General features: G+C 72.3%; 11 protein-coding genes. 4 read left to right on the top strand and 7 right to left on the bottom strand.

Features of this window, described 5'->3' with window-relative positions:
- Positions 1 to 178: 178 nt before the first annotated feature.
- On the bottom strand, positions 179 to 1105 hold the full coding sequence (mshD, locus tag ACFY0I_RS17640; RefSeq protein WP_388896133.1) for a mycothiol synthase: 927 nt from the start codon (positions 1103 to 1105) through the stop codon (positions 179 to 181).
- A gap of 183 nt (positions 1106 to 1288) precedes the next feature.
- On the opposite strand from mshD, the gene ACFY0I_RS17635 reads away from it, so the two are divergent.
- The gene (locus ACFY0I_RS17635; RefSeq protein WP_388896130.1) at positions 1289 to 3106 is read left to right on the top strand and encodes a bifunctional metallophosphatase/5'-nucleotidase; all 1818 of its coding nucleotides are present in this window, start codon (positions 1289 to 1291) and stop codon (positions 3104 to 3106) included.
- 80 nt (positions 3107 to 3186) lie between these two features.
- On the opposite strand, the gene ACFY0I_RS17630 is transcribed toward ACFY0I_RS17635, so the two are convergent.
- The gene (locus ACFY0I_RS17630; RefSeq protein WP_388896127.1) at positions 3187 to 3972 is read right to left on the bottom strand and encodes an alpha/beta fold hydrolase; all 786 of its coding nucleotides are present in this window, start codon (positions 3970 to 3972) and stop codon (positions 3187 to 3189) included.
- 121 nt (positions 3973 to 4093) lie between these two features.
- Between ACFY0I_RS17630 and ACFY0I_RS17625 the strand changes: the two genes are divergently transcribed.
- Positions 4094 to 4681, top strand: a complete 588-nt coding sequence (locus ACFY0I_RS17625; protein ID WP_388896124.1) for a TetR/AcrR family transcriptional regulator — start codon at positions 4094 to 4096, stop codon at positions 4679 to 4681.
- A 60-nt stretch (positions 4682 to 4741) separates the two neighbouring features.
- Positions 4742 to 5626 carry a phosphatidylinositol-specific phospholipase C gene (locus ACFY0I_RS17620; protein WP_388896121.1) on the top strand — a complete coding sequence of 295 codons (885 nt, stop codon included), beginning with the start codon at positions 4742 to 4744 and terminating at the stop codon, positions 5624 to 5626.
- On the opposite strand, the gene ACFY0I_RS17615 is transcribed toward ACFY0I_RS17620, so the two are convergent.
- The 5 genes from ACFY0I_RS17615 to ACFY0I_RS17595 form a co-directional block, all read right to left on the bottom strand.
- Entirely contained in the window at positions 5606 to 7039 is a 1434-nt protein-coding gene (locus ACFY0I_RS17615; RefSeq protein ID WP_388896118.1) for a sensor histidine kinase, read from the bottom strand. The genes ACFY0I_RS17620 and ACFY0I_RS17615 overlap by 21 nt on opposite strands.
- Positions 7036 to 7773, bottom strand: a complete 738-nt coding sequence (locus ACFY0I_RS17610; RefSeq protein WP_388896115.1) for a response regulator transcription factor — start codon at positions 7771 to 7773, stop codon at positions 7036 to 7038. Before ACFY0I_RS17610 ends, ACFY0I_RS17615 begins: the two co-directional genes overlap by 4 nt.
- A 165-nt stretch (positions 7774 to 7938) precedes the next feature.
- Positions 7939 to 9153: a S1C family serine protease gene (locus ACFY0I_RS17605; RefSeq protein WP_388896112.1), complete on the bottom strand. Its 1215-nt coding sequence runs from the start codon at positions 9151 to 9153 to the stop codon at positions 7939 to 7941.
- Positions 9154 to 9314: 161 nt separating this feature from the next.
- Positions 9315 to 10337 carry a LacI family DNA-binding transcriptional regulator gene (locus ACFY0I_RS17600; protein ID WP_388896109.1) on the bottom strand — a complete coding sequence of 341 codons (1023 nt, stop codon included), beginning with the start codon at positions 10335 to 10337 and terminating at the stop codon, positions 9315 to 9317.
- A gap of 24 nt (positions 10338 to 10361) precedes the next feature.
- A complete protein-coding gene (locus ACFY0I_RS17595) occupies positions 10362 to 11177 on the bottom strand; it encodes a winged helix-turn-helix domain-containing protein (RefSeq protein WP_388896106.1) in 816 nt (271 codons plus the stop codon).
- A 463-nt stretch (positions 11178 to 11640) separates the two neighbouring features.
- On the opposite strand from ACFY0I_RS17595, the gene ACFY0I_RS17590 reads away from it, so the two are divergent.
- Complete coding sequence (locus ACFY0I_RS17590; RefSeq protein ID WP_164325115.1) at positions 11641 to 11895, top strand: MoaD/ThiS family protein; 255 nt, start codon at positions 11641 to 11643, stop codon at positions 11893 to 11895.
- The last annotated feature ends 3 nt before the right edge of the window (positions 11896 to 11898 follow it).

Here is an 11898-nt window from a genome sequence, read left to right as displayed (position 1 = left end):
AGTCGGAGTCGGGGCTGCATGACCGGAGACTGGCAAGCGCGTTTGAATGCCCGGTTAATGGCGTATGGCTTCCAGTCTCTTTCCGGAGGCGCCTTGGGCCGTTCGGGGGGCTCACGGACCGGCGCACCGGGCCGTCGGGGCCCGCGCGCCGGGCTGCGGCCCCCGGCGGCCCGCCCGGTCAGCTCTCGGTGCGGTACATCAGGTCGACCTCGTGGGTGGTGAAGCCGAGGCCCTCGTACACGGCCAGGGCGGCCGGATTGTCGGCGTCGACGTAGAGCATCGCGGTGGGCAGGCCCGATGCCGCCAGGTGGCGCAGGCCGATGGCGGTCAGGGCCTTGCCCAGGCCGCCGCCCTGGGCGCCCGGCCGAACCCCGACGACGTAGACCTCGCCGAGCCGCTCAGCCTCGTGGACCTTCGTCCAGTGGAAGCCGACCAGCTCGCCCCCGCGCTCGGCGAGGAAGAACCCCTTCGGGTCGAACCACGGCTGCGCGATCCGGTCGTTCAGGTCCCGCTGGGTCAGTGACCCCTGCTCGGGGTGGTGGGCGAAGGCCGCCGCGTTCGCGGCGAGCCAGGCCGCGTCGTCCGCACCCGGGACGAAGGTGCGCACCGTCACGCCGACCGGCAGGGCCGGATCGGGCAGCGGGTCGCCGGTGGTGAGGGGGCGGCGGAGTTGGCGCAGCTCGCGGAAGAGGGTCAGTCCGAGTACTTGGGCCAAGTGCCGGGCGGCGGACTTGCCGCCGTGGGCCCACACCCGGATCCGCTTGCCGGAGGCGTTCAGGAGCGCCGAGCCGAGGGCCCGGCCGTGGCCCCGGCCGCGCAGCGCGGGGTGCACGACGAGCTCGGCGGCGGGTGCCTCCACCGGGTCGGTGTCCTCCAACTGCCCGTACGCGGCGAGCCGGGTGCCGTCGCTCAGGAGGAAGTGCCGGATGCCCTCGCGCGGTCCGCCGCGGAGCTGGAGCCGCCCCTGTTCGGACACCGCGGTGGTGCCGTCGGCGCGGGCCGCCTCCGCGATCAGCTCCAGCACGGAGCCGGCCTGTTCCTCCGTCAGCTCGTCGAGGGTCTGAATCTGCCGTCCCGGCTCCAGGGCCGCTGCTGCGTCAGTCATGCGACGAGCCTACGACCGCGGCCCGCGGTTGCGTGTCCCGCGGGTCCGGCCCGTGCTCCCACCGGCTCCGGAACGCCCGCGCGTAACCAGCTCGCAACCCGTTACCCCCTGTCGTGCTACGCGCGTTGACAATAAGCTGCGGCGGACCTCCCAACTTGTCTCGCTGTCCACAAAGGGGACTAAATGTCAGCGACGCCACAACGGCCCCGCACGGCCCGCCGGTTGACCCTCACCGCACTCGCCCTCACGGCCGGTGCCGGAGCCATGGTCGCCGCCGCACTGCCGGCCGGGGCCGCGAGTGGTGGCGGTGCGGCCAAGAGCCGGACCGTCGACGTGCAGATGCTGTCGTTCAACGACTTCCACGGCACGCTGGAGCCCCCGCAGGGCTCCTCGGGCACGGTGAGCGAACGACAGGCGGACGGCACCACCAAGGCCATACCGGCAGGCGGCGTGGAGTACCTCGCGACCAGCCTGCGCGAGGCCCGCAAGGGCCACGAGTACTCCGTCACGGCCGCGGCCGGTGACATGATCGGCGGCAGCCCGATGCTGTCCGGGCTCTTCCACGACGAGCCGAGCATCGAGGCGCTGAACAAGATCGGCCTGGACGTGTCCAGCGTCGGTAACCACGAGTTCGACGAGGGCCGCACCGAGCTGCGCCGCATGGGGTACGGCGGCTGCCACCCGGTCGAGGGCTGCTTCGAGTACGGCAAGACGTTCACCGGAGCGGAGTTCCAGTACCTCGCCGCCAACGTGACGGACGACAAGACCAAGCGTCCGATGATGTCCCCCACCTTCGTGTGGAAGAAGGGGGACGTGAAGATCGGCTTCATCGGCGTCACCCTGGAGGGCACGCCGGACGTCGTCACCGCCGAGGGCGTCAAGGGCCTGACGTTCGGCGACGAGGTCGAGACGATCAACAAGTACGCCGCCGAGCTGAACAAGCAGGGCGTGAAGTCCATCGTGGCGCTGATCCACGAGGGCGGTCTGCCCGCGAACGGCGCGTACAACTACGACTGCGACGCGCCGGGCGCCGGCGCCGGCATCTCGGGTGCCATCGTCGACATCGCCAAGAACGTCGACGCGAAGGTCGACGCGCTGGTGACCGGCCACACGCACCAGGCCTACAGCTGCAACATCCCGGACCCGGCGGGCAACCCGCGCACGGTCACCTCGGCCGCCTCGCTCGGCCGGCTGTACACGGACACCACGCTGACCTACGACCGGCAGACCAAGGACATCGTCCGCACGCCGGTCGCGGCGCCGAAGCCGGTCAACAAGCTCGTCACCCGCGAGCAGCCCAAGGCCGCCGACATGACCGAGCTGATCCGGCGCTGGAACGAGCTGGCGGCCCCGGTCGCCGACCGTCCGCAGGGCTTCATCTCCGCGGACATCCCGGGTCGCGGTTCGCCGGAGTTCGAGAAGCCGCTCGGCGACCTGATCGCCGACGCGCAGCTGGAAGCGCTGGCCCCCGCCGACAAGGGCGGCGCGGAGCTGGCGATCATGAACCCGGGCGGCATCCGCGCCGACCTCGCCCACAAGGCCTCCGGGGCCGAGGGCGACGGCGTGGTGACGTACGGGGAGTCCTTCACGGTCCAGCCGTTCACCAACATGATGAACGTGGTCGACCTGACCGGCGCGCAGCTCGTCACCGCGCTCCAGCAGCAGGTCACCGGTGCGGTCAACGGCCCCAACCCGAAGATCCTCCAGGTCTCGAAGGGCTTCACCTACACCCTCGACATGACGAAGGCGGGCGCGGACCGCATCGTCCTCGACTCGGTGCGGCTGAACGGTGCGCCGATCGACCCGGCGCGCACCTACCGCGTCGCGATGAACGAGTTCCTCGCGGGCGGCGGTGACGGCTTCACCGTCCTGAAGGAGCACAAGAACAAGCTGGTGGGCGCGTCCGACCTGGACTGCTTCAACGCCTACCTGGCGAACAACTCCTCCGAGGCGTCCCCGATCGCCCCGCCGGCGGCGAACCGGATCACCGTCATCAAGTAGTTCCCGCACGCAGTGCGCCTGTGAGGGGCGGTGGGCCGGTGGCCCGCCGCCCCTCCGGCGTTACCGCGGGCCGCGCGGCGTCAGCGCAGGCCGTCCAAGTACTCCGCGACGGCCCGGTGGAAGCCCTGCGGGTCGCTGAACGGGACGAAGTGGTCCCCGTCCAGCGGGGTGTACGAGGTCCCGGGCCGCCGGGCCACCATGGCGTCGGCCTGCTCCTGGGGCAGGGCCTGGCTCTGCTTGGCGTGGATGAGGAGCGCCGGGCAGCTGCTGCCGAGCCAGGCGTCCCAGTGGTCGCCGCGGCAGCCTTCGATCGAGTCGAGCGCGTCCTGGGGGTGGAACGGCATCCGCCAGCCGGCGTCGTCGGGCAGCCTGCGCAGCGCGGCGCCGACGATCTGGCCGCCCACCGGCCCCGCCGCGGCCAGGAGTTCCCCGGTGGTCGGCGCGGTGTAGGGGAGGCCTTCGAGGAAGGAGAACCACTGCGACTCACCGGGTTGGACCTCGACGGCGGCGTCGACGTTGATGAGGGCGTGGATCCGGGTGGGGTGGCGGGCGGCCAGGTGGTAGGCGTTCAGCCCGCCGACGGAGTAGCCGAGCAGCGCCACGGGCTCGTCGAGCCCGAGGTGGTCGAGGAGGGCGACGGCGTCGGCGACGTAGCCCTCGCGGTCGTAGACGGGGGCCCGGTCGGAGTCGCCGTGGCCGCGCTGGTCGGGGGCGATGACCCGCCACCGGTCGCCGAGTTCCTCGGCGAGGGCCCTGAAGGCGATTCCCTCGGACATGCCCCCGTGCAGCGCGAGCAGCGGGCGGCCGGGGCCGCCGAAGTCCCGGTAGGAGAGCGTGCGGTCGTCGATCTTCAGCTCGTGACGCATGGTCGGTGCCTTCCGTGGCCGGTGGATCTTTCGATGACAGCAGCCTGCCAGGAATTGGGCAAGCGTGCAATACGTACGTGTAGGGCGCTTGCCCAAATCGGGACGCGGCTACGATCCCGACATGGGAAATCGCGAGGACCTGCTGGCCGGAGCCCGGCGCTGCCTGGAGGAGAAGGGCTACCTGCGCACGACCGTGCGCGACATCGCCTCGGCGGCGCAGGTGAGCATGGCCGCGATCGGCTACCACTACGGATCCCGCGAGGCCCTCCTCAACCAGGCCCTCTTCGCCGCCATGGACGACTGGGCGGCCGGCTCGGGCCGGCTCGCCGGTGAGGGCGACACCGCCGAGGAGCGGTACGTCGACACCTGGGACCGCAAGATCCGGGACTTCGGCGAGCTGCGCTGGCTCTGGATCGCCAACATCGAGGCCTTCGTCCACGCCCAGTCCTCGCCCGAACTGCTCGCGGCGCTCGCCGAGGGCCAGCGCCGCTCCCGGCGGATGGTGGCCGCGGCGCTGGCCGGGGTGGCCGAGGAGGCCGTCGCCGAGGAGGACGTACGCGGCCTCGGCTCGGTGCACCTCGCGCTGCTCAGCGGGGTGATGGTGCAGGCCCTCACCGACCCGGAGCACGCCCCCGACGGGCGCGCGCTCGCCCAAGGCCTGCGCAGAATGGCCGAGTTGCTCGACGAACCCGTATCTACCGACGGGTAGCAAACGCGCCTCCGGCACGCCATAATCCCGTCCCATCACCGGGTCGACAAAGGGGTGGACATGGGCGTGGCACTGGACCGGCGGACCTTCCTGACCGGGGCGGGGGCACTGGCGGCAGTGGCCGCCGCAGGGCTGGGGACGGCGGCGCCCGCCTCCGCCCGCGCCCTCGGCACCTCGGACTGGATGGCCGCCCTCGCCGACTCCACCCCGCTCCAGCGGATGACCATCCCCGGCACGCACGACTCCGGCGCCCGCAAGGGCGGCCTCTACGTCGCCTGCCAGAACACCTCGATCGCCCAGCAGCTCGACGCCGGCATCCGCTTCCTCGACGTCCGCTGTCGGGTCACGGGCGGGTCGTTCGCCATCCACCACGGATCGTTCTTCCAGGACCTGATGTTCGGTGACGTGCTCGTCGCCTGCTGGAACTTCCTCGCCGCGCACCCCTCCGAGACCGTCCTGATGCGGGTCAAGCAGGAGTACTCCGGCGACAGCGACGCCACGTTCCGCGCGATCTTCGACGACTACCTCGACAACCGCGGCTGGCGTTCGCTGTTCCGGATCTCCGACGCGCTGCCGACCTCGCTCGGCGCCGCCCGCGGCAAGGTGGTGCTCCTCGCCGACAACGGCGGACTGCCCGGCCTGCGGTACGCCGACGGCAACGTCTTCGACGTCCAGGACGAATGGAACGCCGAGCCCTTCGCCAAGCGCGGCAAGATCGAGAACCACTTCCGGCGGGCCGTGCAGCAGCCCGGCAAGCTGTTCGTGAACTACGTCAGCACCGCGGCCTACATGCCGCCGCGCTGGAACTCCGACCGGCTGAACCCGCAGGTCCACGGCTTCGTCGACGGCGGCGAACTGGCCGGCCGGACCGGCCTCGGGATCGTCCCGATGGACTTCCCCAACACCCGGTCCGGCCTGGTCGAATCACTGATCCGGCACAACTGACGCGTCGGGCGGCGGCACCGGTGCCCCCGGGACGCGCAGGACCGCCTCCGTACCGGGTCCGCCGTCGGCCGCCGCCCGCAACTCGGCGGTGCCGCCCGCACGGTGGACCGTACGGGCCACGATCGACAGGCCCAGACCGCTGCCGGGCAGTGCGCGGGCCGACGGGGAGCGCCAGAACCGTTCGAAGACGTGGGGCAGGTCCTCCGCCGGGATGCCCGGCCCGTGGTCCCGCACCGTCAGCACGCCCGCGCGCAGCGACACCTCGACCGCGCCGCCCGGCGGGCTGAACTTCACCGCGTTGTCCAGCACGTTGACCACCGCCCGCTCCAGCGCCGCCGCCTCGCCCCGCACGTACCAGGGCTCCAGGTCGGAGCCGAACCGCAGCTCCGGACCGCGCAGCCGGGCCCGGGACAGCGCGGTACCGGCGATGTCGTGCAGGGCCACCACCCCGAGCGGGGCGTGCGGGGCCGCGTCCGGCCGGGACAGCTCCTGGAGGTCCCCGATCAGCGCGGCCAGCTCCGTCATCTGCGCCTTCACCGAGGCCAGCAGCTCGCGCCGGTCCTCGGGCGGGATGGCCCGGCCGGTGTTCTCGCTGCGGGCCAGCAGCTCGATGTTCGTGCGCAGCGAGGTGAGGGGCGTACGCAGCTCGTGCCCGGCGTCGGCGATCAGTTGGGCCTGCCGCTCCTGGGAGGAGGCCAGCGCCGCCGTCATCGAGTTGAAGGACCGCGACAGCCGGGCGATCTCGTCGTCACCCTCGTCCGGGATCCGTACGGTGAGGTCCTCGGTCCGGGCGACGTGCTCGACGGCCGCGGTCAGCTCGTCGACCGGCCGCAGCCCCGTACGGGCCACCCACAGGCCGGCCGCGCCCGCGCCCACGATGCCGATGCCCGACACGACGAGCAGGATCCAGGCGAGCGTCGACAGCGGATCGTCCACGTCCGCGGCCGGCTTGGCGATGGAGATCCCGAAGTACTGGCCGGCGGGCGTCTGCCGCTTGAGGGTCAGGACGCGCATCTCGACGCCGTCACCGGTCGTCACGTCGTGCAGGGTCTCCTCCCGCACGCCCGCCGCGATCTCCTTGTCGATGGCGGTGACCGGCAGCCCGGTCCGTCCGCTCACCCAGCAGCGGGTGCCGTCGGCCAGCACGAGCTGTACGGTCGCGCCCAGGTTCTCGGCGACCTGCTGCTCCGGCTGCCGCACCCGGGTCACGCAGCCGTCGCGCAGCGTCCGGCCCACCTCGGCGCTCACGTCCGTCGCCATCAGCGAACGGTCGAGCTGCTCGCTGAGCTGCGACTTCACCATCACCCAGGACACGCCGGCGACGGCCGCGACGGCCACCGCCACCGCCACCGTCACCAGCAGCGCGATCCGGGAGCGCAGCGGCAGGGCGCGGAACCGGGCGGCCGGCGTCACTCGGGACCGCCGTCGCCCTGGCGCAGCACGTAGCCCACCCCGCGCACGGTGTGCACGAGGCGGGGCTCGCCGCCCGCCTCGGTCTTGCGGCGCAGGTACATCACGTACACGTCCAGGGAGTTGGAGCTGGGTTCGAAGTCGAAGCCCCAGACGGTCTTGAGGATCTGCTCGCGGGTCAGGACCTGGCGCGGGTGCGCGAGGAACATCTCCAGCAGCGTGAACTCGGTACGGGTCAGCTCGACCGGCCGCCCGCCCCGGACGACCTCGCGGGTCGCGAGGTCCATGCGCAGGTCGCCGAAGACCAACGCGTCCTCGTGGTCGCCGCCCCCGCCCGGCCGCGGCGCGGCGTACGCGCTGCGGCGCAGCAGGGCGCGGACGCGGGCGAACAGCTCGTCCAGCTCGAACGGCTTGACGAGGTAGTCGTCGGCGCCCGCGTCCAGGCCGGTGACGCGGTCGCCGACGGTGTCGCGGGCGGTGAGCATCAGGATCGGCGTGACGCCGCCGGCGGCGCGCAGTCGGCGGGCCGCCGTCAGTCCGTCCATGCGGGGCATCTGGATGTCGAGGACGATCAGGTCCGGGGCGTAGGCGTCGGCCCGCTCCAGCGCGTCGAGGCCGTCCACCGCGGTCTGGACGTCGTACCCCTCGAAGGCGAGGCTGCGGCGCAGGGCCTCGCGTACGGCCGGCTCGTCGTCGACGACGAGGATGCGCTGCTGGTCGCCTTCGGCGGCGTTCATCTCGGGTCCCCCAGGGGTGGTGGTCGGCCATGGAATGCGGTGCGTGACGGCGCTTCCCAGCGTCGCACGGGCCGGCCGGTGGAGGTCCCGGAAGACCGATGGACGTCGGCGGTCGTCGGGGGCGTCGGTGGGTGTCGGGGTACGGCGGGTACGTCGGTGGTCGGCTCAGAAGGAGGTGCCGAAGCCGTCGCCGCCGGTGCTGCCCGAGCCGTTGCCGGTGCTGTTGCCGCCCGAGCCGGTACCGGTCCCGCTGCCGCCGCCGCGCAGCGAGTCGAGGTCGGCCTTGATGGTGTTGACCGGGATCGCGAAGCCCAGGCCGACGCTGCCGGCGCTCGAACTGTCCGAGGAGGGGGAGTAGATCGCGGACGGCATGCCGACGATCTCGCCGTTCATGTTGACCAGCGCGCCGCCGGAGTTGCCCGGGTTCAGCGAGGCGTCCGTCTGGATGGCCTTGTACGAGGTGGTGTTCGAGCCGGTGTCCCCGTTGAACTGCTGACCGTCGTACGAGAACGGCCAGCCGCCCTGCCCGCGCTGCGGGGACTGCTGCCGCTCGGACTTCGGGACGTTCACCTCGCGACCCAGAGCGGAAACGATCCCGCTGGTGACGGTGCCGGTCAGGCGGTCCGGGGAACCGATGGCGACGACCTCGTCGCCGACCTTCAGCCGGTCGGAGTTGCCGAGCGAGGCGGGCTTGAGGCCGCTCGCGCCCTGGAGCTTGATCAGGGCGAGGTCCTTGTCGGGATCCGTGCCGACGGTCTTGGCGGCGTACTTCTTGCCGTCGCTCATCGTCACCTGGATCTCGGAGGCGCCGTCGATGACGTGGTTGTTGGTGACGATCTCGCCGTCCGCGGTGATCACGATGCCGGAGCCGGTGCCCTGACCCGACCCGGTACGGGTGTCGATCCGTACGACGGACGGGCTGACCTGCTCGGCGACCCCGGTGACGGTGCCGGTGTCGGACCGCGACACGTTGGAGGCGTTCACCCCGCCGGAACCCGCGCCGCCCCCGGCCAGGAACTGCTGCACGACCGTGGCCGTCCCGCCGCCGATCACGGCCGCCGCCAGGGCGACGGCGACCAGCAGCGCGACCGGCCGCTTGGCGCGGGCGGCGTGCGCGGGACCACCCTGCGGGACGGCTTCCGGGTCGGCCCAGCCGGTGGTGGGCGCCACCGTCTCGCCCTGGATGACCGGCGGCTGGTGCGCCTCGTGCCAACCGGGCGCGCCGGGCGGCGGGTACGCGGGCGGCGGCGGGTAGCCACCCGCCCCGACGTCCTGCGCCATGCGCTCACGACCCCGCTGCCAGTCCTCGCCGAACGGCGGGTACTGGCCCGGGCTGTTCTCCTGCGGGTACTCGCCTTCGCGGCGGAAGCTGTCGGTCATGTCTCCGACTGTCCCCGCGGATCATGAGAGCTTCCTGAGTCCCGGCTGAGAAGCCCGACAGAACCTCGTATGCCCGATATAAGGCCCGGGCGCGGGTCGGGACTCGGGACGGGAGTCAGGTCGGGGCTCAGGGCGGGGGCGGCCTACGGCCGCGACACCGCTCAGCGACAGCCGCAGGAGCGGCGCACGACCAGCGCCGAGGGGAACTGCTTCAGCCGCTCGCGGCGCGAGCCGGTCACGCGCAGCGCGTCGTCCAGCACGAGGTCCACCGCCGCGCGGGCCATCGCCGGCCGGTCCGAGGCGATCGTGGTCAGCGGCGGGTCCGTCAGCGCCGCCTCCTTCACGTCGTCGAAGCCGGCCACCGCCAGCTCCCCGGGCACGTCGATGCGCAGCTCGCGGGCGGCTCGCAGGACGCCGATGGCCTGGTCGTCGGTGGCGCAGAAGATCGCCGGCGGGCGGTCCGGCCCCGACAGGACCTCCAGGGCGACCCGGTACGCGTCGTAGCGGTTGTACGGGGCCTGGAACAGCCGGCCCTCCACCGAACGGCCGGATTCGAGCATGGCCCGGCGCCAGCCCTCGACGTGGTCGGCCACCGGGTCACCGACCTCGGGGGTGTTCTCCACCCCGCCCAGGCAGGCGACGTACGGGTGCCCGTGCTCCAGCAGGTGACGGGTGGCGAGCTGCGCGCCGCCGATGTCGTCGGTGACCACGGCGACGTCGTCGATGGCCTCGGGACGCTCGTGCAGCAGCACGATCCGCGCGTCCCACGCCTCGATCTCGGAGGCCGCGCGCTCGCTCATGCCCTGGCTGACCAGGATCAGCCCGGAGACCCGCATGCCGAGGAAGGCCCGCAGGTAGTGGACCTCGCGCTCGTCGCGGTAGTCGGAGTTCCCGACCAGCACCATCTTTCCGCGCTCGGCGGCGGCCTGCTCGACGGCGTGCGCCATCTCCGCGAAGAACGGCTGGCGCGCATCCGGCACGATCATGCCTATGAGGTCGGTGCGCCGGGACGCCATCGCCTGCGCGACCCGGTCCGGGCGGTAGCCCAGGTCCTTGATCGCGGCGAGGACACGCTCGCGCGTGGCCGGGGCAACCGGCCGGGGTCCGTTGTTGATGACGTAGCTCACGACGGCGGTAGAGGTACCCGCAAGTCTCGCCACGTCATCCCGCGTCACCTTGGCCACGCGCGGCAGTCTACGCGGGGTGACCTACCTCTGGGCAGGCCGTCCTGCCGAGTGGATGCTCACAGCCGGTTCCTCCATCCGGGGGAGGTCCGACCGCTCGGCGGGGTCCGTCGCGGAGACCGGCCCGGCGGCCGCCTTCGCGGCGGCCTCCGCCGCCGCCCGCTCGACCTTCTCCGGGGTGACGAAGCGGTAGCCGACGTTGCGGACCGTGCCGATCAGCGACTCGTGCTCGGGCCCGAGCTTGGCCCGCAGGCGCCGTACGTGGACGTCGACGGTGCGGGTGCCGCCGAAGTAGTCGTACCCCCAAACCTCCTGGAGGAGCTGCGCGCGCGTGAAGACCCGGCCCGGGTGCTGGGCGAGGTACTTCAGCAGCTCGAACTCCTTGAAGGTCAGGTCCAGGACCCGACCCTTCAGCTTCGCGCTGTACGTCGCCTCGTCGACCGACAGGTCGCCGTTGCGGATCTCCATCGGGGAGTCGTCCGAGCCCAGCTGCCGGCGCCCGGTGGCCAGCCGCAGCCGGGCCTCGACCTCGGCGGGCCCGGCGGTGTCGAGGAGGACGTCGTCGATGCCCCAGTCGGCGGTGACGGCCGCGAGGCCGCCCTCCGTGACGACGAGGATCAACGGACAGCCCGGTCCGGTGGAGCGGAGCAACTGGCACAGCGACCTCACCTGCGGGAGGTCGCGGCGGCCGTCGACGAGGATCACGTCGGCCCCGGGGGTGTCCACCAGAGCGGGGCCCTCGGCCGGTGCGACCCGGACGTTGTGCAGCAGCAGGCCGAGTGCGGGCAGCACTTCGGACGACGGCTGCAGGGCGTTGGTCAGCAGCAGGAGGGAACTCATGCTCGACCACCTGCCCAGCTCCGGTGGTCGTGCACGTGCACGGTTCGCTGGTCCATCACGTCGGTTCCTCCTCGGTCCCGTCGAGGACGTGCGTGGTACTGCTTCGTACGTCTGCCTGGCGGCCGCCCGCCCCCGCGCCCTGGGGTCCGGATGGATACCACTGTTCTCGGTCCGTTCAACGTGCTGAAAGCACAAAAGGACCCGGGGGCTACGTTGCCCGGATCCTCTACGCCGCCAGAATAGCCCACCGGCCCATTGGGGGCCGAGGTATCGCCCACACCGCGTTCTGTGGTTCCCGCCACGCCTTCCTCCCTCGTATGCCCCGGTTTCACCGGATCGGTGGACCCCCGCACGGGAACCGGGGCGCACACGGGGCGCGTCGGGGTACGCCGGGGGTCACGGCCGGAGGGGTCATCATGGAGGCCGACGGTAGAGAGCCGACGGGGCGACGATAGGAGCTGCAGTGGCAACCGGAACCATCCGCTACTGGGCGGCGGCCAAGGCCGCGGCCGGGACGGCGGAGGAGCCGTACTCGGCACGCACACTGGCCGAGGCGCTCGACGCCGTGCGGGAACGCCACCCGGGAGAGCTGACACGGGTCCTGCTGCGCTGCTCCTTCCTCGTGAACGAAGAGCCCGTGGGCAAGCGTCCGCACGACGGCGTCCCGCTGACCGAGGGGGGCACCGTAGAGGTGCTCCCGCCCTTCGCGGGCGGGTGAACG

It is taken from the genome of Streptomyces sp. NPDC001568, assembly GCF_042893755.1.
Taxonomy (GTDB): Bacteria; Actinomycetota; Actinomycetes; order Streptomycetales; family Streptomycetaceae; genus Streptomyces.
Note: the sequence above shows the minus strand (reverse complement) of the source record. Positions and strands in the feature narration are given on the sequence as shown.

Excerpts from the sequence above, each read along its gene's own strand:
- mshD (WP_388896133.1), bottom strand. The coding sequence starts at position 1,105 with ATGACTGACGCAGCAGCGGCCCTGGAGCCGGGACGGCAGATTCAGACC.
- ACFY0I_RS17625 (WP_388896124.1), top strand. The coding sequence starts at position 4,094 with ATGGGAAATCGCGAGGACCTGCTGGCCGGAGCCCGGCGCTGCCTGGAG.
- ACFY0I_RS17630 (WP_388896127.1), bottom strand. The coding sequence starts at position 3,972 with ATGCGTCACGAGCTGAAGATCGACGACCGCACGCTCTCCTACCGGGAC.
- ACFY0I_RS17610 (WP_388896115.1), bottom strand. The coding sequence starts at position 7,773 with ATGAACGCCGCCGAAGGCGACCAGCAGCGCATCCTCGTCGTCGACGAC.
- ACFY0I_RS17635 (WP_388896130.1), top strand. The coding sequence starts at position 1,289 with ATGTCAGCGACGCCACAACGGCCCCGCACGGCCCGCCGGTTGACCCTC.
- ACFY0I_RS17595 (WP_388896106.1), bottom strand. The coding sequence starts at position 11,177 with ATGAGTTCCCTCCTGCTGCTGACCAACGCCCTGCAGCCGTCGTCCGAA.
- ACFY0I_RS17620 (WP_388896121.1), top strand. The coding sequence starts at position 4,742 with ATGGGCGTGGCACTGGACCGGCGGACCTTCCTGACCGGGGCGGGGGCA.
- ACFY0I_RS17605 (WP_388896112.1), bottom strand. The coding sequence starts at position 9,153 with ATGACCGACAGCTTCCGCCGCGAAGGCGAGTACCCGCAGGAGAACAGC.